Origin of the sequence: Acinetobacter sp. 1130196, from assembly GCF_000588095.1 — a bacterium.
Lineage (GTDB): Bacteria > Pseudomonadota > Gammaproteobacteria > Pseudomonadales > Moraxellaceae > Acinetobacter > Acinetobacter nosocomialis.
Genome location: NZ_JFWX01000052.1, coordinates 1 through 22503 on the forward strand (window position 1 = coordinate 1; position 22503 = coordinate 22503).

The following is a 22503-nucleotide window of genomic DNA, read 5'->3' on the forward strand; positions in this document are numbered from 1 at the left end:
GTTTTTCAGATTCTGAATTCCAGCGCTTGGTTGGTGTACCTCGACCAGTTTTTAGTGAAATGATCGAAGTTTTAAAAGAAGTAGAATCACTTAAAAAGAAATCTGGGCGTCCTCATACTTTAGCTATAGAGGATCAATTATTATTAACACTCAATTACTTACGGAATTACAGCACTCAATTGGAGTTGGCTGCAAATTACCATATCGCTGAAAGTAATGTGAATCGAACCATTAAAAAGGTTGAAGATGCATTGATGAAATCAAGACGGTTTACTCTGCCAAAACGAAGCATTACCACAGCAGACGAACAGTTTAACTGGGTCATTATTGATGCGACAGAATGTTCAATAGAACGTCCGAAAAAAAAATCAGAGTAAGTTCTACAGTGGTAAAAAGAAGAAACATACGCTAAAAGCACAAGTGATCTATCATCCGAACAGCAAACAAATCATAGGGCTAGATATATCGAATGGCAGTCAGCATGACATTAAATTGGCAAGAAGAACGGTTAAAAAATTCAAACATTGTAAATATGTTATGACCGATTTAGGGTACTACGGATTAGAGCAAGATGGCTTTAAATTATTGATGCCAATAAAGAAAAAGAAGAATTTACCCTTATTTGATGTTGAGAAAAAGTACAATAAAATGATTGGAAAAATACGAGTTGTGATCGAACATATTAATAGTCAATTGAAAACATTTAGAATATTAAGTGAACGCTATCGAAATAGACGGAAAAGATTCGGTTTACGCATTAACTTAATCGCTGCACTGGTAAATCGGATGAACTTGCAATAACGACTTTCGCAAGAGGTCTATTAATTTTTACATTAACTAGTTACCCCTCATTTAAAATTATTATCTTCCGGATGAAATCCAAAAAATATTGCTCCGACTACCCATCCTGATAGATATATAAGCTTACCTAGTTCTGTTATTCCAGCAAAAAGTATGCCCCATAATATAAACCCTCCCGTTAAAATTAGAGAGAATAAAATAAAGAACAAAACAGCTAAAAGAAAAAAGACAAAGTATTTATTTAAAAATTTATCAACAGCAGATATAAAAATAGATAAAGACTTTTGAATTAAAAATATAGTATATCGGCCAACAAGTAACCCTACAAAAAAAGTAAGTATCATAATAACTATTGACACTGCTTAAGTTATTCCTTTTTTTAATATTAAAATAATTTTCTATTTCTCATTATAGTCCCCAACAAGAGATAGAACTACATTTCTTTTCATTTGCTTATCACTTTTTATTAAGCATTTAATATGCCAATTTTTATCATTTTTATTAAAAAAGAAGATTTAATAGGAGTTAAGCAACCTAAAACCACTCAACTCCTTAGAAAGGCTTAATCAATCCATCAACTTTTTACGGCGATACAACCCACAATTTCCAGAAAATAGCGCTGCCAATAAACAGGTAATAATGGCATAAGTCGCAACATTCATTCCAAATAACTCAACAGCTAAAATAATTGAGGTTAACGGAGCCTTACTCGCCCCTGAAAACAGACTTACTAAACCCAAGCCAGCAAGTAATGAGAGTGGTAGGTTTAAAACTGCGCCTAAAGCATTCCCTAATGTTGCACCCACATAGAACAATGGCGTAATTTCACCACCTTTAAAGCCCGAACCTAAAGTGATGGCTGTAAAAACAGTCTTGTTAAAAAAGTCGTAAAACTCAATCGGTACATAAAAAGATGAAATAATTTTATCTGTACCTAAACCGTTGTACTGCTGATGTGCAGTGAACAACGTAAGCAGCATAATAATAATACCGCCGACCATCGTTCTTAATGGCAAATAACGAATGTATTTATAAAAGAGGTCACTTGCCAAGTGAATGGCTGCAATAAAGAAGCGCGCAGCCAAACCAAAAACTAATCCTGCCGCAATTAAGCTCATGAGTGTGCCAAAATGAATGGCTGGAAACTCGCTAATTACATAAAAAACGTGCGGATGCACAATTTCAAATAGCTCAGGAATGGTCGATGCAATCAGCGCCGACACAAAACATGGAAAAATAGCTGAGTATCTTAAATTACCTAAAGCGGTAATTTCTAAACCATAAATTGCCCCCGCCAAAGGCAGACCAAACACCCCAGCAAAACCCGCGCCAATACTGGCGATTAAACAGATTTTTCGGTTGTCTTCCGAGATTTTTAATATATAGCTTAAATGGTCAATTAAGGCACCTGAAAGCTGAACCGCTGGCGCCTCACGCCCTGCCGAACCACCAAACAACTGCGTTAAAATTGAGGTAATAAAAATGATAGGGCTCATTCGTTTTGGAATAAACGATTTGGGTTGATGAATCTCATCTATGAGTAAATGTGTTCCCCGTTCAATTGGCGAACCATATTTTTTAATGAGATAGCCAATACCAAAGCCCACAAAAGGCAGAAAGTAGATGAGCCAGTGATGCAGACTGCGGACTTTGTTTGAAATATCAAAAGCCACAAAGATTAGAGTGGATGCCAGCCCGGCAACGACTCCAATCACAATTGATATGACGAGCCAATAGACACTGTATTTTAGAATTTGATCGTATTCAGATGAAGGTAGAATTTTCATTCGCTTTCTTCAATTCGCCTGTGAGTGAGTGCCAAATTCTCAAATTTTTTTATGCTGCCAGTTCATTAAGTGAGAAATGCTTAAACTGGGCTAAAAATTAAAGCTCGCATAAGCGAGCTTCAAATACAGTGATCAATATTTATACCACCAATCTGTGACAAATATCTCATAACCCGTTCTGGCTTTCAAGTTGAAAATGGTTAATGAAAACCTAAAATATGCCTGATTGAGTTAATTAATAAGCACTCGATTTGACCTGATCAAGCTAAAAACATTCTCAGGCCAAATAACCTATTCAAATTTTAATTAATGCTGGCAATCATGGTTTCAGCATGGCAGGTTGCGCCCTTCTCTGCACTAATCTGAATAACACCACTCCGGTGTGCAAGTACCTGAACTTCCATTTTCATGGCTTCCATAATGGCAACCACTTGGCCTTCTGTCACTTGCTCACCATTTTCCACTTTCCAAGCGCTAATCACACCATTAATAGGCGCAAGTAAATGCTCGGCACCCACTTCTGGCTCGGCAATCTGCGCTTGAGCTGCGGTTACTGGGCCTTGTGCAAACATACCCGCAGGTAAACCTAAACGGTGTAACTTGCCATCAATTTCAATGTAGCTGAGTAACATCGGTTGTTGATGATTTGGAATGCCACGTTTAGTCGGCTTTAACTCTTGCTTAAAGTCATTTTCGATCCAACGCGTATGTACATTAAATTCATTTGTAAAGTCGGGTTCATTAAGTACCGCACGGTGAAAGTCTAAAACTGAAGCTACACCTTCAATTTTAAATTGCTTCAAAGCACGTTTGGCACGGGCAATTGCAATTTCACGGGTTGGACCAGTCACAATCAGTTTTGCCATGAGTGAGTCGAAGTGACTAGACACTAGAGAACCAGTGCGCACACCTGTATCGACGCGTACACCATTACCAAATGGTGCTTCAAATAAACTCAACACACCAAAGGCTGGAATAAACCCGCGAGCTGGGTCTTCGGCATTTATACGAAACTCAATCGCATGACCTTGTGCCTTTGGTGTTTCTTTAATAGAAAGCTCATGGCCCTGTGCAACACGAATTTGTTCAACTACCAAATCGACTTTTGAAGTTTCTTCAGTCACTGGGTGTTCAACTTGCAAACGCGTATTTACTTCTAAGAATGAAAGCTTGCCGTCACGACTCAGTAAGTATTCAACTGTTCCCGCACCCACGTAGTTTGCAGCCTGACAGATATTTTTTGCCGAGCTTAAAATTTGCTGGAAAATCTCATCACTAATAAATGGCGCTGGTGCTTCTTCGACTAACTTTTGGTTACGGCGTTGCAACGAACAATCACGTGTACCAAGCACAACAATGTTGCCATGTTGGTCGGCAATCACTTGCGCTTCTACATGGCGCGGTTTATCGAGATATTGCTCCACAAAACATTCACCACGACCAAAGGCAGCTTTTGCCTCGCGTACTGCCGACTCATAAAGCTCTTTCACTTCTTCGAGTTTCCACGCGACTTTTAAACCACGGCCACCACCACCAAATGCGGCTTTAATAGCAATCGGTAAACCAAACTGCTTGGCAAACTCTAAAGCTTCATCTGCATTGTTGAGTGGGTCTTGCGTACCCTGAACTAACGGCGCACCCACCGAAGCAGCAATTTTACGCGCTTCGATTTTATCGCCTAGTTTTTCAATGGCACTTGGAGATGGCCCTACCCATTTTAAGCCCGCATCAATCACGGCTTGGGCAAACTCAGCACGTTCAGATAAAAAGCCATAACCCGGATGCACCATCGTCGCTTTCGATTTTTTTGCAACTTCAATAATAGCAGGAATATTTAAATAGGTTTCACTGGCGGTCGCACCAGCCAAGCCCCATGCTTCATCTGCAAGTTCGACATGCATGCTACCAATGTCGTCATCTGCATATAACGCGACCGATGAAATTCCCATATCACGGCAAGCATGGATAATACGAACAGCAATTTCACCACGATTAGCAATCAATAATTTTTCTGTATTCATCATTCATTCTCAAAATCTGTAAATTCGGCAATTTTTTTAAATTTGATGTGGCAACCTGCCGGAATCTGTGCCACCAAGTCCCAATGGTGTTTAGCAACAGAGGCAATGACCGGATATCCGCCCGTTAAAGGATGATCATTCATAAACAAAACGGGCTGACCACTCGGTGGAATCTGTAATGCACCAATGCAAGTGCCTTCACTTTCCAGTTCATGGGTAATTTTGCGAGTTAGGGGCTGTTCACCTGAAAGCCTTAGCCCAACTCGGTTGCTTTCATTGGTCACGAGCCATTCTTGCTGACAGAGCAGTTCAATACTGTCTTGTTCGAACCAGTCTGTGCGTGGCCCCATCACAATATCTAGCTCAACCATTTCACCAGCTCGTGGCAAATCGCTTTTGCCCACTTCATTTACATTAATGTTGGCTGTCTTCACCTGCCCTTGGTAAATAGTATCTCCGAGCTTTAATGGTTCTGGTCCTAACACTGCCAAGCTGTCAAACGAAGCACTATTAAGTACTGGTTCAACGTCTATACCACCACGAACGGCCAGATAGTTTCTTAAGCCTGCTGTTGGGGGCTGAATTTGAAACTCATCGCCTTCATCCAAATCAATCGGTTGATAACTTGCAAAGTCTGCGGTTTGACCATCGGTAAATTTCACACGAATGTTTGAAATAGCCCCAGCCACCGCAATAACACCCGCATGCTGCATTTTGGCTTTTAGGCCTCCATTTAAAACTTCAATGACGGGTGCATCGGTTGGATTACCGACAATACGATTGGCACTATGCATTGCAGACAAGTCCATTGCTCCCGCTACGCCAACACCAATATTGGTCTGGTTTAAACGCCCTTCGTCTTGAATAAGCATTTGTAAACTTGGCGCAGTAATCGTAAACAGCGGTACAGATTGTTTCGGTTTAACCTTAGGCGTAATTTGCTGCGGCACAGTCACTGTTGTTGGGTTATGCGTAACATCCTCAAAATGTACAGTCATGCCCGGTAACAGCAATGCAGGATTTTTACGCTCTAAATCCCACATTTTTTCCGAGGTGATCCCAATAAGCTGCCAACCACCCGGACTGTCTTTTGGATAAATACCAGAGTATTTTCCAGCCAAACCCAAAGAGCCTGACGATATTTTTTTACGTGGAACCGTTAAGCGCGGAATATCGGTAAAAGGCTTATCGGGACTGCTCATATACGCAAAGCCCGGCGCAAACCCAATAAAAGCCACATTCCACACGCTTTGGTGATGTTTTCTAATCACATCGGCAATGGACAGCCCTTGCAACTCGGCAACCTGAGCAAGGTCTTCGCCATCATAACGAATCGGCACAATCACTTCTTGGCCGCTACGCTCAAATCCAGAATCAACTTTGAGGCTCTGAATTGAAGCAACTAGCGTTTTAAAATTGGTTTCGATCTCATTAAAAAAAAACAAAATTGTTTTTGCAGCGGGGACTAAGTCTTTAATTCCATTCAATTGCGTATTTTGCAATTTATTGTACAACGCCAAAGTTTCCTCTAAACTCGCAAGCTCAATTAGAAAACAATCGGCGTTTACCGATAAAAAACGCATTTGCTTATCCTTTTAATTCTTCTTTAGCTATTTAGCTCATCCAAGCGCGGTCAGGAATATCGGTAATAAACATGTAACCCGGTGCATGACTAATGGCAAAAGGAATTTTCGAGTTCATCACTGCTGCTTGCGGTGTTACCCCACATGCCCAAAACACGGGAATTTCACCTGCTTCAATACGAGAAGCATCACCAAAGTCTGGCTTATTTACATCCTTAATGCCTAAGCTTTCAGGGTGCCCGATATGGACAGGTGCCCCATGTACACTTGGCATACGTGCTGTAATTTTTACTGCTTCACTAATTTGATGAGATGGAATTGGTCGCATGGAAACCACCATATTTCCTGAAATGCGCCCTGCCGGTTCACACTTGATATTACTCAGATACATCGGCACATTGGTGTCGTCATGAATGTGGCGAACTTCAATACCTGCTTCTTGTAAAGCGGTTTCAAATGAAAAACTGCAACCAATTAAGAAAGTCACCAAATCAGGATGAGCATTATAAATCTCTCTTGCATCAGTCACTTCGTCGACCATTTCGCCATCTTTCCAAATGCGATAACGCGGAAAGTCGGTTCGAATGTCTGAGTCTGCTGCAAGCTTAGTTGCATAGATGCCTTCTTCGAGCACATCAAGCACTGGACAGCTTTGCGGGTTACGGTGTGCATAAAGCAAAAAATCATACGCCCAATCTTTTGGCACCGAAATCATGTTGACCTGTGTCATACCCGCAGCCATGCCCGCTGTTGGTTTATCAAAACCTGCACGGATTTTTAAACGTGCATCTAATGCGGCTTCAAGCTGAGCTGGGTCGACTTTAATATCCTTATACATTGCGCTCTTCCTTATGCTTTATTTACAAATGGGCGAATTTCAATATTGTTTTTTACAAGCTCGGCTTTAATGGCTACCGACATCTCTAGTGCGCCGTCAGTATCACCATGTAAGCAAATCGTATCAGCCTGAATTGGGGTAAATACACCATCAATTGACTCGACCCCACCATTTTTAAGCATAGACACCACACGGCTCGCAACAAATGCCGAGTCGTGTAAAACTGCACCTTCTAAACGGCGGGAAACCAATGAGCCATCACTGTTATATGCACGGTCTGCAAATGCTTCGGACACAACTTTTAAACCCGCAGCTCGTGCCTGTTCGACTAAGTTCGACCCAGCTAAAGCAACTAGTACGAGTTCAGGGTTATACATTTTAATAGCGTCAATCACTGCGGCTGCCTGAGCTTGGTCATGGGCAATGGTGTTGTAGAGCGCACCGTGTGGTTTAACATACTGCACTTTTGAGCCAGCTACTTTAGCCAAACCATCGAGCGCAGAAATTTGGTAAAGCACATCGGCAATAAGCTCGTCACGCGACAAATCCATATTACGGCGACCAAAGCCTACAAGGTCTGGGTAAGACACATGAGCACCTATGGTCACGCCAAGTTCAACTGCTTTACGAACCGTTTTTAAAATGCCGAGCGGGTCACCAGCATGAAAACCACAAGCAATATTGGCACTGGTCACGACAGGTAAAATCTGGTCATCATTACCCATTTTCCATGAGCCAAAGCTTTCACCCAAATCACTATTTAAATCTACAAACATGGCATTATTCCTTTATCAATTCATGTCGTCTGGCTTAAAGTTTGGTCAAATAGTTAAACACTGTCGTAAATGACATATAACCCATCCACCACGTTAACAGACATGTTAATCCACCTAAAATAAGCAACCACTTTGGATAGTTATAATTACCCATTAAATCTTTACGGCACGCAGCTACGTATACAAAAATTGTAAGACCAATTGGCAATACCAAACCGTTAAAACCACCCACAAAAATGAGTAGACCTGCCGGAGTTGCACCCAATAACACATAGAGCAATAAAGCCAATGCGATAAAGGTAATGGTCGTATAGTTGGTCTGTTTTGGCGTTAAGTTCTTTTTAAAGGCGGTAAAGAATGAAACCGAAGTATATGCGGCACCAATCGTACTGCTAATACCCGCGGCCCAGAAAATTAAACCAAATAATTTAAAACCGAATGTACCTGCTGCATATTGAAATGCTTGGGCTGCCGGATTGGCGTCATGGCTGGCTAAATCAATATGGGCACCGCTCACCACCACCCCTAAGAATGCCAAGAACAACACATAACGCATAATACCTACTACAACAATGCCTTTGGTTGCAGCTTTAGCAACTTCATCAATATTTTCAGGACCAACAGCACCTTTATCGAGTAAACGGTGCGCACCTGCATAACAGATATAGCCACCCACTGTACCGCCCACAATCGTGGTAATAATGGCGAAGTCGATATGATCTGGAGCAAATGTTTGATGTACAGCTTGACCAACTGGAGGCATCACAATGACGGCAACAATAATAATCAGGAGAATTTTAAGCAGTCCCAACACGATCATGCTTTTATCCATGGCGAGCGTTGCTTTTTTAGAAGCAAAAATTAAAATCGCTAACGCCCCACTTAAAATACCGCCCCACTTTGTATCTAGACCAAAAAGTGCATTTAAACCTAAAGCTGCACCTGCAATATTACCGACACTAAAGAAAAAGCCACCCAAAATCACCAGAAACGCCAGTAAATAACCACTACCCGGTAAGGCTTTATTGGCAATATCAGATGCACGCATCTGGGTAAGTGTCACCACTCGCCAAATATTTTGTTGGACGACATAATCAATCAGAATAGAAACTAAAATGGCAAAGCCAAATGCCGCACCTAACTTAACTGTAAATACAGCAGTTTGGGTTAAAAATCCTGGCCCCATTGCAGAGGTCGCCATCATAAAGATTGAGGCAACAATGGCCCATTGGCGATCTGATAAAAAAGAAGATTTCAGTAAAGACATATTAATGCGTTCCTCATCCATTTGAGCTTAACAACGCTATTTTCAAGTTGAATCAAGAACACCATTTTTGTCCTAAACGATATTCTTTAATCCTTTAAAATGACAAAGATTCCCTATTCCCCAATCAACACAATCGGTGATCAAATCTTGTGTCTAAAATAAAAACATAGCTAATCCCTACGAACAATAAGACTTTTTACAGAAATTTAAAATTTTAAATAATTGATTTTTATAGTTTTATATTCAAACTAAAATACAGGATAAATTTTACTTATCGATGTACATAAGCTGTTTTTATGGTTTTACATATAAAACAGCTTTTTTAAACAAGGAAGAATAAGAATAAATGATACTCAAAAAAAAAAGCTTATTTTTTGATTTGCTCATTAAGCCTTTTCATAGCACTCGCCGAGACTTTAACAGCAACCTCGGTTAATTTTTCTTTCAAGGCAACATCGTTACCGTGAATATAAATAGACGTGAAATGAAAGGTTTTTAAGCGAATAGGTGTATTTAATATTTCCAATCGTCCGTCGGTAATTTCCTTTAATGCCGTTAAAGTTGGCACTACCGCAATACCTAAGCCTTGCTCGGCGAGACACAATAAAGTCGCTAAAGAATAGCTAGTAATTGACAGTGGTTCATCAATCCCTTTTTCTTTCATTCTTGCCTTTAATTCTTTATAGGGGTAGGTAATTTTTGGATAGGTTAAAATGGTATGTGACATCAAGGTTTTAAAAGACATTTGTCCAATTCCACCTTTAAATGATGGCGCTGCCAAAAAACTTAACTCGAAATCACAAAGTGCTTGTTCAATACACTCAAAAGCCAACGTTGGCCCGAGTAAAAAGGCCATGTCCAAGTCCCCAGTACGTACCCCTTCTTGTAAGTTAGGTGTCAGATCCACCACAATTTCGACTGAAACTTTTGGGAACTCTTGTTGAACTTTTTCGATATATTCGACTAGCCATGTATACACAATCGTTTCGGAAACGCCTAAACGTATAGTTCCTGTGAGATGCTGATTTTCAGTAAGCTCTGCAACTAGGTCGGTTTCTAAACGCATAAACTTTTCGGCATATTTAAATAATGTTCTGCCTTTATGGGTCAATTTAAACTGTCGCAAGCTTCGGTCTAAAACTTTAAAACCTAATTCATTTTCAAGAGATGTGACTTTTTGAGATACCGCAGGCTGTGTCGTTTGTAATTTAGTCGCGGCCTTATTGAAGCTATTTAAAGTCACAACCCAATAAAATGCTTCAAGATTCTTTAAATTCACGTTTCATCCTGTCTTAAAAATTCCTTTACTTTTATAGTATGGGAATTTTTAGCGTGTTAAGGCTAGCAATAAATAAATTTTTAACTAAAGTTAGCCATCCAAATTTTTAAATGCTTTAGAAAGCTGACTAATTATTTTGATCTGTTTTGCATAACGACGGCATGATCGGCATGCCAATAAATGTAATTGCAAACTACTTTGCTCACGTAAAAACAAAGGTCTATCTTGTTTCTCAGACAAAAGTTGAGTGGCTTGTCGACATGTCAACATGAACAATCCTCCTTCAATAACCATTTATTTTCTAAGCATTCGCGTAATCGGGTACGACTTCGATACATCAACACATTAAAGTTGGAAATAGATAACTCTAGCTTGCTACAAATCTCATTAGAACTCAGCTCTATCACTTCTCTCATCATAAAAACTTGAGCATATTTGGCTGGTAAATGATCTAAGCAAGCTTCAAAAATTATCCAAAAATCTGACTGCTCTATCATTTCTTCAGGGCTTTGCCATGCTTGAGGTGCTTCATATTTATGCCAGTGTCCTGAAGCATCAAATAATTCATCAACACTGAGTTCACTTTCTTCGTCTTTAAATAATTCAGACATGGCAACCAAGCGCGACTTTTGCCGAAGTACATCAATAATTTTATTTTTTAAAATAGAAAATACCCATGTTTTGAACGCAGCTCGTCCTTTAAATGAATCTAAATGTTGAAAAGCGCTCGTTAATGCTTCTTGCACCACATCTTCAGCTTGCGCAAGTGAGGACAACTGTAAAAAAGCAAATTTAATCATTTGCTGCCTTAAATCTTGTAAAAAGGCTGGGCTATGCAGTTGATCCCCTAGATCGTCATGATGTGATGCCGCGGCTGAAGTCATCCTTGTACCTCTTTAAAATCATGGGGAATTTGAATTAATTGTAGTCGAGTTAAGAGGTTTTTGAGTTCTTGAATTTGTAGATAAATTTCAGGCTCAGACAAGTCAGTAAGTACAGAATGAATGAGTGTGAAAATATCATGGTCAGTTAACGCTATATTTTGCGTTAACTGTTCAATCAGCATAGCAAACAAAGGCGAAAGCTGTTCAATACATACTTTATCTTGTTCATCGCGCCAGACCATTACTGCACCTGGTGCAAGTTCAACTTGTTCTGGCGTCATTAAGGTCGTCCACGTATAAACGGGATATTGATAAACCAATACCCATACTTTGGTGGTTAACTGCCAAGCACAATTTTCGTGTAAAACATCATTTTCAATTTCGACAGTATCTAAATACAGTTCAAGCCATTCAAACTGCAATAACTCAGCCAACCAAGGATATTCTTGCAATATCGGATGCTGTTGCTCTGTTAAATACTCTCTAAATTCTAAAGAAATATCATTATATAAAGGTGAGCGGCTCTTACCTTTTTGAAAGAACTCTAACAGCAATTGTTGCCACTTTAATTCTGGCAACATCGCACGAGCTACCGGATAAACTAACTCAATAAATGAGCTGACATTATTAAAAAGTAAGTCCCGATAAATTTGCATTCGTTGAGCAGGAAGTGCTTGAGGTATTTCCAAATCAGGATCACGAATCCATTCACAAAACTGTCGTTGCATGGTTTGGAAGGATATTTGATTTCCCTTCATAGCCACTCTCCTGTTGTTGAATGAGTTTAATTTTGGCGAGTTCCTCTTCTAATTCTTGCCATGATGGAATATTAAAGTCGCGTTCTAATAAAGTCGGTTTTACTCCACACACTTGATAGGTATATCTCAATAGCTCCCAAACACGGTCACAAACTTCTGCCCCATGGGTATCGATTAATAAGTTCTTCTGAACTTTTTCATGCCCAGCAATATGTAAATAACGGATTCTTTCTTTTGGCATTTTCTGGATAAAACCAAATGCATCGCTACCATGATTGATACTGTTGACATAGACATTATTTACATCAAGGAGCAAATCACAGTCTGCATGTTGCATTACTTCACGGATAAATTCAGCTTCACTCATTTCGGCATTCGGCATTAAATAAGTAGAAACATTCTCTATAACTAATCTTTTTCCTAAAATATCCTGCACACGTAAAATACGTTCAGCCACATATTTAACAGCGGCTTCTGTCATCGGTATGGGCAACAAATCGTATAAATAGCCGCCGTCATTTGTATAACTTAAATGTTCAGAATAAATTGGTACATCATATTGTTCTAAAAAGTGTTTTACTTTACCTATAAATTCGAGATTAAGCGGATGCGGCCCTCCAATAGATAATGACAAGCCGTGACAAATTAACGGCGCTTTTTCAGCACACTGTGCAAGTAGTTTTGCATGTCGACCACCAAAACCTAACCAGTTTTCTGGGGCAACTTCGATAAAGTCCGGATATGTTTTTGCAGCTAGAAACGAATCTATAAAGTCACGTCTCAAACCAAGCCCCACACCATTCAACTCCATCATGGTGATTACTCCTTTTGGAAATGATGCCGACACTTACTAGAAGGCCGACATCATCCATGATTAGATTGTTTACTTGGCGCCACACTTGCCATCAGCAACTTTTTTATCTGCCCGACTATGGCTCTCTTCTTCGTCTTTAGCCAAGAAGCAAACACCTGCAAAAATAAGAATAGCGCCAGTAACTTTTGTAAATGTTAGCGGTTCATTAAACAGCCAAATCGACAAAAACATGACCGTGATGAGTTCTAAATGTGAAGCTGCAAAAGCCGGCCCTATAGGCGCATGCTTTAATAAGTTCATCCAGATAAAAAAGGCACCTATATATCCAATAAAAGCCCCATAAATCCAAGGATGTCCAAAAACTCGGAACAGCCAATCTACATCAAAAGTTAAAGGCATCGCATGAATGGAAGCTAACTTAAAACTGATTTGAGCCAATGTATCGAAGAGCATTAATATTAAAAAACCAATAATATAAAATTTTTTCATGCCCCAATCCCAACAATAGTGACACCGACCGCAATCAGAACTACACCAATTAAGCGATTTCGAGTTAGTTTTTCATTAAAGAATAAGCGCCCAGCAAGCATAATCACGACAATGTTGATACAGCCTAACATGACCCCAATAGAGAGTGGAACTAACGAGAGGAAAGCAAGCCAAACGACAAACTCAAAGATATAGCAAAAAATCCCGAGCCATATCCATGGACGTTTCGCCATGAACCACCAATGCTCAAGCCCTTCATTGGTTTTACTTTCATGAGCAGCGGCCTTAAAAGCCAACTGCCCAACAGTATCAATCAAAATGGTTAGCATCCATACACTGAACACTACAATATTCATAAAAGCTCACCAATTTTTTCAGGTGAAGTTTTACGTTCGTGATGAGTTGATGGATGCTCTGACTGCTTTTTTGGATGTTGGTATTGTTCAATAAATCGAATGGATTCTTCAATGACTTGTTTACGGTCATTATCAATCGTGATCATGTGATAGCTGTTATAAAGCCAGATTAAGGTCTTAGGACCCTTCACTTTGGCATAAATTAACTCACTATTTCTTCGGTGAGCAATATCATCGTCATAGGCATGTAATAACAGACATGGAGCCGTAATATTTGATAAGTTTTTACGAACATTACGCGAAAGACGCTGTAACTGGAACAATGAATGCCACGGGTTTCCCGGTAAACCTGCTTCACTACTTTCACCGCTATTCATAGCCTGAACAATACGCGAACGTAATACCTCATTTTTGATTCCGTATGGTTCAGCTTCGTCAAAGGTATTATTACGGCAGATATTTAAATAATGAACACTCGGCAAAACAATAGGCGCAAGCACTTTTGACCACAAAGGAATGCTCCAGCCATCGTATTGAAAGGTTGGACTATAGGCAATTACGCCATCGACAGGATAAGCTGAGGCATACTTTAATGCCAATAAAGATCCCATCGATAAGCCTGCCACAAATAGCTGATCTGTATGCTCTCTTAGCTTTTCTGCGGCTGCAACTACACTATTAAACCAGTCTTCCCATCGGCTATTTACCAAATCTTCGACATCACCACAGTGTCCAGCCAACTGCACGCCATATACACTATAGCCAGCTTGATGAAGTACACGTGCAATTCCTCTCATTTCATTTGGCGTACCCGTCAAACCATGAATAAGTAAAATACCAGTTCGGTTCCCCGATAAAAAGAATGAGTTGTCTTTTATCATGTAATCACCGTCACTGGAGTGTCTATTCCAAAATCACTGCTTAATAGCTTAGCCAAGGGTTGATAAATTTCTACAAAGTTTTCAAACTTTGTATGGAAAATATGGTTTTCTCTACAATGGTCTATCAAAGATTTTTTTGCAAAAACATAATCTGCATTTCCGGCTAGACAATAGTCTGAACGCCCATCTCCAATCAAAATAATTTGATTTTGAGGTTTCTGGTTTGCAATCTTACATTTGCAAGTTCCACTTTGACTTATGCAGCTCGCTTCTTGATTTGGAAACTCGAGTCGCCATGATCTCTCACCTGTCTGAACGAGATGGTTTGCAATTACAGGCAAATGTTCCAAATTATATTTTTTTAGAATATGACGAATAACAAAATCAAGCCCATCACTTACAATCGTCAACGGAATTTTATACTGGGCAGTAATCTTTACTAATTCAATAAAGCCGAGGTCAATTTCAATTTGGTCAAGACATTGCTGCAACTCATCAATAGAGACATCTAATAGCTCAATTTGTTTTTGCATACAGACTTTGGAACCAATTTTGCCTTGCTCCCACTCTTCCTCAATTTCTTCCCAACCAGCTTTTGCATAAGTTTCAAGCAAATAGTCCGTCGTATCTTTTAAGCTGATTGTCCCATCAAAGTCACATAAAATATGCCAAGGTACAGTGTGATCTGTATAGTAATGCTGGTTGACCATGAACATAAAATGCCTCACACGAATAATTTAAGAATTTTTATAAAAAACACCGTCTGACTTTAGGTGGGAAATCTTAAAAATTTCTTTAATTAAAAATATTTCAAAAAAATATGAAAAAATGATTATATTATTCTGTAATTTACAAAATTATAGGTCGTTAATAATTTAACTCAAAAATGTTGAGCCACTTCTTAAAATAAAAAAATAATTAATAAAAATCAAAAATTTAATAAAATAAAATGTATAAACAATCAATCATTATACCTTCTTCAAAAATCTATTTTTATGCAAAATTAAAGGGTTTTAATAGAAAAATACAAAATTAAGATTTTTTTAATTTTTCATTAAGATTTGTATAAGAATTAACTTTTATATTCAAGAAAATTTTGAACAGAACACAACCAGAAAACGATTATTTTTTCACCCTAGAAAGACTGATTATGATTAAACCATTGAAAAAAATCTCCATAGCAGTAGCAATAACCAGTAGTTGTTTTTACTGCCCTGCTTATGCACAAGAAAGCTCCTCACCAGATTTAACAATGGGTTTTAACTATTCTGTAAATTTTCAAGCTTATAAAGGTCATAAAACCTATCAAACAATTTTACCTGTTTTTTTCTATGACAATGACAAATTCTATATTGAAGGCGACGATGCCGGTTATTACCTCTTCAAAGATGACAAAAATCAATTACGCCTCGATGGACACTATGATGGCAACTCATATGATCCAAGTGGTGAACTTTACTTATTAGATAAGCGCAAATGGTCTGTTCTAGCGGGTGCAAGTTATATGCGTATTACACCGTATGGCGGATTTAAAGCACGGCTTAATACCGATGTCCTGTCCCGTAGTAAAGGTACTATCTTAAGGGCTTCTTATCTTGCTGAGCTAGACAAAGGCAATTTGACCGTCTATCCGGAAGCTGGTTTCCAATGGAACAACGCAAAATATAACCAGTATTACTACGGCGTCAGTGATGCTGAAAGTAAACGCAGGTATCGCAGCATATGAACCGGGCCAGAGTATATCGCCTTTTGTGAGCATGACAGCCAACTACAAACTTTCCAAACACGTAAACGCTTTTAGTTCTGTTGAATTTAACTATCTATCAAACGAACAGTTTAAAAGTCCAATGGTAAAAAAACGCACAGATATTACACCTGCTGTGGGGCTTACCTTTACTTTTTAACTCTAACCAATTTTTTCACTCAGCCTCTGTATCTAAAACATACATACTGAAAATACCAACCGTAAAAGGAATAGAAGTATGAACAACAATCATACATTCAAGCAAGAAAGCGCTTCTGCAACTAGTTCTAATAATCGCGTTCCACTTAATGAAGCGCAACTTCTAGCAGATGAGGCAAAGTATTGTTCACACGGCGATACAGTACACTATGTAAACCCACCTAAAATTTTTACGGATTGTCAGGGCAGCTATATTTTTGATGACCAGAATATCCCCTATCTAGACTTACAAATGTGGTATTCAGCGGTTAACTTTGGTTATAAAAACCCACGTTTAGATCAAGCGCTCATCGACCAAATTCATAAACTTCCTCAAATTGCCAGCCAATATTTGCACCCAACTAAAATTGAACTCAGCAAAGTCATTGCTGAAGACATGCTTAAAAAAACAGGTGTACAAGGTCGTGTTCACTATAACGTAGGTGGTTCTCAAGCAATTGAAGATTCATTAAAGCTTGTACGTAACTTCTGCAAAGGCAAAAGCCGTATGTTTGCCTTCGAAGGTGGTTACCATGGCCGTACTTTAGGTGCATCTTCAATTACTTCAAGCTACCGCTACCGCCGCCGCTATGGTCATTTTGGTGAGCGTGCTCAGTTCATTCCATTCCCATATCCGTTCCGTCGTCCTAAAGGTATGACACCAGAAGAATATGCAGATAAGTTAGTTGCCGAATTCGCACGTCTTTTTGAAAATGAATACCACGGTGTGTGGGACCCTAAAGTTCGTGAAAGTGAATTTGCGGCTTTTTATATTGAAACAATTCAGGGTACTGGCGGTTACGTTATTCCACCGAAAAACTTCTATAAAGGCCTGAAAAAAGTTCTAGATGACCACGGTATTTTATTGGTTGTCGATGAAATCCAAATGGGCTTCTACCGTACCGGTAAACTTTGGTCTTTCGAACATTTCGATATTACGCCAGACGTTGTTGCATTTGGTAAAGCGTTGACCAACGGATTAAACCCACTTGCCGGTATTTGGGCAAAAGAAGAAATGATTAATCCTGAAACGTTCCCAGTGGGTTCAACTCACTCAACGTTTGCTTCTAACCCGCTTGGTACGGCAGTTGGTCTTGAAGTCATGAACATGTTGGCTGAAAAAGACTACGAAAAACAAATCATGGAAAGTGGTGCTTATTTCCTAGAAGGTCTAAAAGACTTGCAATCACGTCATCCAGAAATTGGTGATGTTGATGGATTAGGACTAGCATTACGTGCAGAAATTTGTCAGGCTGATGGCTTTACTCCAAACAAAGAATTGTTGGATAAAATGGTCGATATCGGTCTTTCAGGTACCCTTGAATACCAAGGTCAACAATGTGGTTTGGTGTTAGATGTAGGCGGTTATTACAAGAACGTAATTACATTCGCACCTTCACTAGAGATCTCAAGAGCCGAAATCGATCAAGCGATGGTATTACTTGACCAATTATTAGTTCGAGCTAAACGGGAAATATAAAATTAATTTATGACTATAAACCTGAATCAGTTAGAACCTCAGGCGGTGGTGGATGCTTTTTTAAAGCATCCACCTTTAAGTTTTCAGGTTCATTCGCCTAGCGATTTTTTACCTTATTTTTATACAGAGTTTGATTTATTAACGACTCTAGATACAGACCTTCTTAAAAAAATTAAATCATTACCAGGCTATCAAATCTGGGGAAAACTCCTTCATTTTAAAACGTGTTTTATCGGGACAACGGTCACAGAATACAGCTTATTACCTAATGGACTTCCTCTGGACTCAATAGCAGATTTTTTAAAAAATAATGACCAGAAAATTAAGTTAGGTATTATTAAAGATCTTCCTTTAGACTCACCTTTGCTCAGCGATCTTGAAAATAATTACAGTCAAACTTTTATTCAAGAAGCAGAAAAAAAAGGTTTTCTATCTGTAGAAGGACAAGCTTTAGCTTATGTTCCTATCGATTTTTTAAGCCGTGAAGAATATCTTTCTCGACTCTCTAAACCACGCCGTAAAAACTTTAAACGTAAACTCAAAAGTTTAAATGAATTAAACATTGAACAGTTATGTACGGGCGATGAACGCTTTAATGATCATGAGTTTAGAACATATTTATATGAACTCTATCTGGCCGTTTATCACCAAAGCGAAATACATTTTGACCTACTCAGCCCTGAGTTTTTTTCAGAAATTCTTCAAGATGTACACAGTGGCGGTAAAGTCTTTTTATATTGGGCAGATACAACCCTAGTCGGTTATAACATTTGTTATGAATACAAAGACAATCTGGTTGATAAATATATTGGTCTCAATTACCCGCTCGCAAAAGACTACAATTTATATTTTATTAGCTGGTTCGTAAATTTAGACTATGCCCTAGCCAACAACCTCAAATTTTACATCGCAGGCTGGACTGACCCTGAAGTCAAAGCTCAACTAGGGGCTAAATTTACATTTACTCGACATCTGGTATGGATACATTCACCTGCCTTACGTTTTATTTTAAAGAAATTACGTCCTTTATTTGAAGCAGATCATCAGTGGCATGTTAAACAGGAAACACGATCATGAGTTCAGTAAATAACAGAACACCTGTCGTTTTAAACTTTGATGATTCTGCTGGTGATCCTGATGATGCTGTACGCGTTGATCTCACCTCATGGCAAGAAATCATTCGCTTTGGTTGTAAATTAAAAGAGTTCGACGAGTTACGTACACATCTAAACCAACATTTACATTCAAAGTTGGGTTGTGTCCTGTTAGGTAGTGGTGATTATCACCATGTTACCCAGCTTTTACTGGAAAGATTGCCATCTGCTGAGCCAATTCATCTGATTGTCTGTGATAACCACCCTGACAATATGCGTTACCCTTTTGGTATTCACTGTGGCTCCTGGGTGTATTGGGCAAGTAAACTTCCACAAGTTGCCAGAATAGATGTACTTGGAATTAGCTCAAGTGATATTGGATGGCTACATGCAGTAGAAAACCATTGGTCACCGCTCTATAAAGGAAAGCTGCATTACTGGAGTATTCAGCAAAATGCATCATGGGTGCGTTTTACAGGCAAAAAGAAAGCATGGCAAAACTTCGATCATCCAGATGAGTTACTAACTGCATTTCTCACAGAAATAAAAGCATCGAACTTACCTGTTTATTTATCGATTGATAAGGATGTGCTGTCGAGCGAAGTCGTCATGACAAACTGGGATCAAGGTAAGTTTCTAGAGAAGCACTTACAGAGCTTGATTGAAGCGTGTAAGGGTCGATTAGTAGCTGCGGATATTACAGGTGACGTTTCAGCCTATCATTATAAAAACTACTTTAAACGGTTTTTAGCAGCTTCGGATGGGCAACAAGAACCGACTGCCGAAGAACTCTCAAACTGGCAATTAGAACAGAAAGCTCTGAACCTACGGTTAATTCATGCCATAGATTCAGCTTGGTCAGATCAATAAGAAAAATCCCACAAGCTGTGGGTTTTCTCTTAATTACTTCGCTGCGTTTACGCCAACGATAAATTGGCTACAATTCGAGCCTTCAGAAGCATTGCCTAACTGCTTTTCAGAAAACTTAAATTTTGATGCCACAGAAGCATAATCTTTCTTAAGGGTTTGACCTGTAAGCTCACCTAACTCTTTTACTTGTTCAGGCTTTAAAATCTCGTGTTTAACTGCTTGATTGACCATTACACATGCAGTGGTCATCGCATCATAACGTGCGGCAGTTTTCGAATAACCTAACGCACCGATCACACCACCAACAATTAAACCGACTACTACAGCCAAAGTTACATGCATTTTATTCATTTTAAATACCTAAAAATCAAACTAAAAACGAGCACTTTAAGAGTTTGTGCTCAAGTAGAATTAAGATAACTTCTTTTATTTGATATAAAAAGTTAGATTCTGTCAGATTTATTGATAGTTGAGTTGTCGTAAAGACATTACCATGCTCTCTGTAAGTATGGATGTTTACTCTTTCTATTCAATACATAAGAAATATCCGTGTTTGGACTTAAATTTAAAAATTAATCACATCATTTTTTGTTAGTTAGAATATTCCCATAAAAAAAAGTTTCCTCATATGAAAAAATAATTTTTCCTTTGTTAACTAGATAAACAATACAATCATCATCACTGGGATAAAAAAAATCACTCCATGCTTTTATAAGTATACTTGATGGAATAATTGCACAATTACTCCTTCCCCAAAAAAAAATTAATAATTCAGTTGGTTGCAATTTTTGAACAAAAAAATCTCTCGACTTATCATCTTCATCAAAATCCAAATCTTTTTTTTCAGCTAGTAAAAAATAATTTTCTTTAATTTCCATCAGGTTATTAAACGAAAATAAAGAATCCCAAAGTTTTTTTGACTCATCTTTTATCAAGAAAATAATTTTATATTTATCCTCATCTGATAAAGAACAATCAACTGAATTAAAACGCCATGTTATGGGATATTTCTTTTCATCAAAAATTAATGTTTGATTATTCATCATAAAAACACTCCACTCCCCAATCATTTAGTGCTACTATCTTTAATGTAATCACTAAATTTTACATATAGAATATTATACGGAGTTTAGATATCTTTTAATGATGCTCTAACCCTCTCCATCATAATAAACAGAAATACCCTGAAATATCAATCCACTCAATTCTACAGAAAAATTAAATTTCCCATTTTTTGACTTTATAATAATGCCATTATCAGTCTTTTTAACATTTAATTCTTTATAACCATTAAGCAACCACTCAGTTATCAAAACATCTCCGGTTATTTTCCCTTTAGTTTTAATAACAATAGTATTATAATCAACACCCCAAACTCCATATTTCTCAACAGAAATATCTGGTTCTTTATTCACATGAAATTCGATATCACAGTACCCTGACAAGTCAATACTAAATCTCCCTATTAAGATAGAGGAAGTTATATCACCAGAATACAATTTCTTTAAAAAAACATTATTAGTCATTTCATCAATAATCATAAATTAACTACCACCTTTAGGTTTAAAGGGCTTTGTTGCACAAAGCTATTCTTGAAGGCTTCTTCAGTAATATAATTTCCAGATGAAGAAGCCTACACCTAAAATCTATCGTACAACCAATTGGTCCTCGTATAACCAAGCTTTAATCAAGCGAGGAAATATTTCAATCTGGTTTGATCCTAAGACGCAATGGTATGCACAACCACAAGGCAAGCAAGGACGAAATCAAACTTATTCCGATACAGCGATTCAATGCTGTTTAATGATCAAATCTCTATTCCGTCTTTCTTTACGTATGGTTACTGGCTTTGTTCAAAGCCTGATTAAACTCTGTGGCTTGAATTGGACAGCACCAGATTACTCCACCCTTTGTAGACGACAAAAGCATATTGATATTGCGATAAGCTATCAGAAAAGTCATGATGGGTTACACCTACTTGTCGACTCTACGGGTTTAAAGTTTTTAGGTGAAGGCGAATGGAAGCGTAAAAAACATCAGCCTGAATACCGTCGGCAATGGCGTAAACTGCATATTGGTATAGATGCTGAAACACTGCAAATACGTGCCGTTCAGCTTACTACAAATAATGTCAGTGATTCACAAGTACTAGGTGATTTACTGGATCAAATTCCACTAGATGAGCGAATAGATTCTGTCTATACCGATGGCGCGTACGACACGAAGTGCTGCAGAAAAGTGATTTCAGATCGTCAAGCACATGCAGTAATTCCACCCAGAAAGAATGCCAAGCCCTGGAAAGATTCTAAAATAAGTTCAATAGAACGAAATGAGTTACTTCAAACGGTTAAACATTTAGGCAGAACCCTATGGAAAAAATGGTCGGGTTATCACCGTCGTAGTTTGGTGGAAACCAAGATGCATTGCATCAAATTATTAGGTGATAGGCTGACGGCAAGACATTTTCAAAGTCAGGTCAATGAAATTCATGCGCGTGTGGCAGTTCTGAATAGATTTACGGAATTAGGTAGACCTCGCACCCAAGTTGTGTCTTAAATTTGAATGGATTGGGGAGAACTCAGC

At 38.5% G+C, this 22503-nt stretch carries 24 protein-coding genes and 1 pseudogene; 6 read left to right on the plus strand and 19 right to left on the minus strand.

All coding sequences use genetic code 11. The features are described 5' to 3' along the window. Positions 1–801 (plus strand): IS5-like element ISAba27 family transposase gene (locus tag J671_RS25460; protein WP_152534347.1). Its coding sequence is split into 2 segments (ribosomal slippage), with 800 coding nucleotides annotated over them: positions 1–359 and positions 361–801; the frame shifts between segments, so codons are not numbered across the junction. This gene is flagged as partial in the annotation. A 47-nt stretch (positions 802–848) separates the two neighbouring features. Here the strand turns inward: J671_RS25460 and J671_RS0105030 are convergent. From J671_RS0105030 to J671_RS22040, 16 genes are all read right to left on the minus strand, one after another. Then, positions 849–1160 (minus strand): hypothetical protein, encoded by a 312-nt coding sequence (locus tag J671_RS0105030; protein ID WP_004887852.1) that lies wholly within the window; start codon positions 1158–1160, stop codon positions 849–851. A gap of 207 nt (positions 1161–1367) precedes the next feature. Next, on the minus strand, positions 1368–2588 hold the full coding sequence (locus J671_RS21970; RefSeq protein ID WP_004887853.1) for a chloride channel protein: 1221 nt from the start codon (positions 2586–2588) through the stop codon (positions 1368–1370). A 302-nt stretch (positions 2589–2890) separates the two neighbouring features. Continuing rightward, positions 2891–4609, minus strand: coding sequence for an acetyl/propionyl/methylcrotonyl-CoA carboxylase subunit alpha (locus J671_RS21975; RefSeq protein WP_023188392.1), 1719 nt, complete (start codon positions 4607–4609; stop codon positions 2891–2893). Continuing rightward, entirely contained in the window at positions 4609–6192 is a 1584-nt protein-coding gene (locus J671_RS21980; RefSeq protein ID WP_031983474.1) for an urea amidolyase family protein, read from the minus strand. The genes J671_RS21975 and J671_RS21980 overlap by 1 nt, the downstream gene beginning before the upstream one ends. Before the next feature lie 31 nt (positions 6193–6223). After that, a complete protein-coding gene (locus J671_RS21985) occupies positions 6224–7030 on the minus strand; it encodes a putative hydro-lyase (RefSeq protein WP_004887859.1) in 807 nt (268 codons plus the stop codon). 11 nt (positions 7031–7041) lie between these two features. After that, complete coding sequence (locus tag J671_RS21990; protein ID WP_006580630.1) at positions 7042–7806, minus strand: LamB/YcsF family protein; 765 nt, start codon at positions 7804–7806, stop codon at positions 7042–7044. Between the two features lie 34 nt (positions 7807–7840). After that, positions 7841–9094: an NRAMP family divalent metal transporter gene (locus J671_RS21995; RefSeq protein ID WP_079377165.1), complete on the minus strand. Its 1254-nt coding sequence runs from the start codon at positions 9092–9094 to the stop codon at positions 7841–7843. A 346-nt stretch (positions 9095–9440) separates the two neighbouring features. After that, positions 9441–10352 (minus strand): LysR family transcriptional regulator MumR, encoded by a 912-nt coding sequence (gene mumR / locus J671_RS22000; RefSeq protein ID WP_004887862.1) that lies wholly within the window; start codon positions 10350–10352, stop codon positions 9441–9443. 90 nt (positions 10353–10442) lie between these two features. Next, on the minus strand, positions 10443–10622 hold the full coding sequence (locus J671_RS22005; RefSeq protein WP_004887863.1) for a zf-HC2 domain-containing protein: 180 nt from the start codon (positions 10620–10622) through the stop codon (positions 10443–10445). Continuing rightward, entirely contained in the window at positions 10616–11236 is a 621-nt protein-coding gene (locus tag J671_RS22010) for an RNA polymerase factor sigma-70 (RefSeq protein WP_004887864.1), read from the minus strand. Before J671_RS22010 ends, J671_RS22005 begins: the two co-directional genes overlap by 7 nt. Next, positions 11233–11994, minus strand: coding sequence for a DNA-binding domain-containing protein (locus tag J671_RS22015; protein WP_004887865.1), 762 nt, complete (start codon positions 11992–11994; stop codon positions 11233–11235). The genes J671_RS22010 and J671_RS22015 overlap by 4 nt, the downstream gene beginning before the upstream one ends. Further along, complete coding sequence (locus tag J671_RS22020; protein WP_004887866.1) at positions 11945–12808, minus strand: DUF692 domain-containing protein; 864 nt, start codon at positions 12806–12808, stop codon at positions 11945–11947. The genes J671_RS22015 and J671_RS22020 overlap by 50 nt, the downstream gene beginning before the upstream one ends. Before the next feature lie 69 nt (positions 12809–12877). Next, positions 12878–13297 (minus strand): DMT family transporter, encoded by a 420-nt coding sequence (locus J671_RS22025; RefSeq protein ID WP_004887867.1) that lies wholly within the window; start codon positions 13295–13297, stop codon positions 12878–12880. Continuing rightward, complete coding sequence (locus tag J671_RS22030; RefSeq protein ID WP_002048441.1) at positions 13294–13653, minus strand: EamA family transporter; 360 nt, start codon at positions 13651–13653, stop codon at positions 13294–13296. The genes J671_RS22025 and J671_RS22030 overlap by 4 nt, the downstream gene beginning before the upstream one ends. Next, positions 13650–14534 (minus strand): alpha/beta hydrolase, encoded by an 885-nt coding sequence (locus J671_RS22035; protein WP_004709626.1) that lies wholly within the window; start codon positions 14532–14534, stop codon positions 13650–13652. Before J671_RS22035 ends, J671_RS22030 begins: the two co-directional genes overlap by 4 nt. After that, a complete protein-coding gene (locus tag J671_RS22040; RefSeq protein WP_004709628.1) occupies positions 14531–15250 on the minus strand; it encodes an MtnX-like HAD-IB family phosphatase in 720 nt (239 codons plus the stop codon). Before J671_RS22040 ends, J671_RS22035 begins: the two co-directional genes overlap by 4 nt. Positions 15251–15684: 434 nt before the next feature. Between J671_RS22040 and J671_RS26290 the strand changes: the two are divergent. From J671_RS26290 to J671_RS22055, 4 genes and pseudogenes are all read left to right on the plus strand, one after another. Next, positions 15685–16438, plus strand: a pseudogene (locus J671_RS26290) (MipA/OmpV family protein). A gap of 78 nt (positions 16439–16516) precedes the next feature. Beyond that, on the plus strand, positions 16517–17956 hold the full coding sequence (locus J671_RS22045) for an aspartate aminotransferase family protein (RefSeq protein ID WP_004887872.1): 1440 nt from the start codon (positions 16517–16519) through the stop codon (positions 17954–17956). 9 nt (positions 17957–17965) lie between these two features. Beyond that, positions 17966–19033 carry a GNAT family N-acetyltransferase gene (locus J671_RS22050; RefSeq protein WP_004887875.1) on the plus strand — a complete coding sequence of 356 codons (1068 nt, stop codon included), beginning with the start codon at positions 17966–17968 and terminating at the stop codon, positions 19031–19033. Continuing rightward, the gene (locus J671_RS22055; RefSeq protein ID WP_004887876.1) at positions 19030–19920 is read left to right on the plus strand and encodes a hypothetical protein; all 891 of its coding nucleotides are present in this window, start codon (positions 19030–19032) and stop codon (positions 19918–19920) included. The genes J671_RS22050 and J671_RS22055 overlap by 4 nt, the downstream gene beginning before the upstream one ends. 33 nt (positions 19921–19953) lie before the next feature. Here J671_RS22055 and J671_RS22060 read toward each other — a convergent pair whose 3' ends face one another. The 3 genes from J671_RS22060 to J671_RS0105045 form a co-directional block, all read right to left on the minus strand. Beyond that, a complete protein-coding gene (locus tag J671_RS22060; RefSeq protein ID WP_004887878.1) occupies positions 19954–20271 on the minus strand; it encodes a hypothetical protein in 318 nt (105 codons plus the stop codon). A 230-nt stretch (positions 20272–20501) separates the two neighbouring features. Next, entirely contained in the window at positions 20502–20966 is a 465-nt protein-coding gene (locus tag J671_RS22065) for a hypothetical protein (protein WP_020992204.1), read from the minus strand. 105 nt (positions 20967–21071) lie between these two features. Further along, complete coding sequence (locus J671_RS0105045) at positions 21072–21461, minus strand: hypothetical protein (protein WP_004887883.1); 390 nt, start codon at positions 21459–21461, stop codon at positions 21072–21074. Positions 21462–21543: 82 nt separating this feature from the next. Here J671_RS0105045 and J671_RS22070 point away from each other — a divergent pair, with 82 nt between their 5' ends. After that, positions 21544–22476 (plus strand): IS5-like element ISAha3 family transposase, encoded by a 933-nt coding sequence (locus J671_RS22070; RefSeq protein ID WP_004812228.1) that lies wholly within the window; start codon positions 21544–21546, stop codon positions 22474–22476. Positions 22477–22503 lie beyond the last annotated feature (27 nt).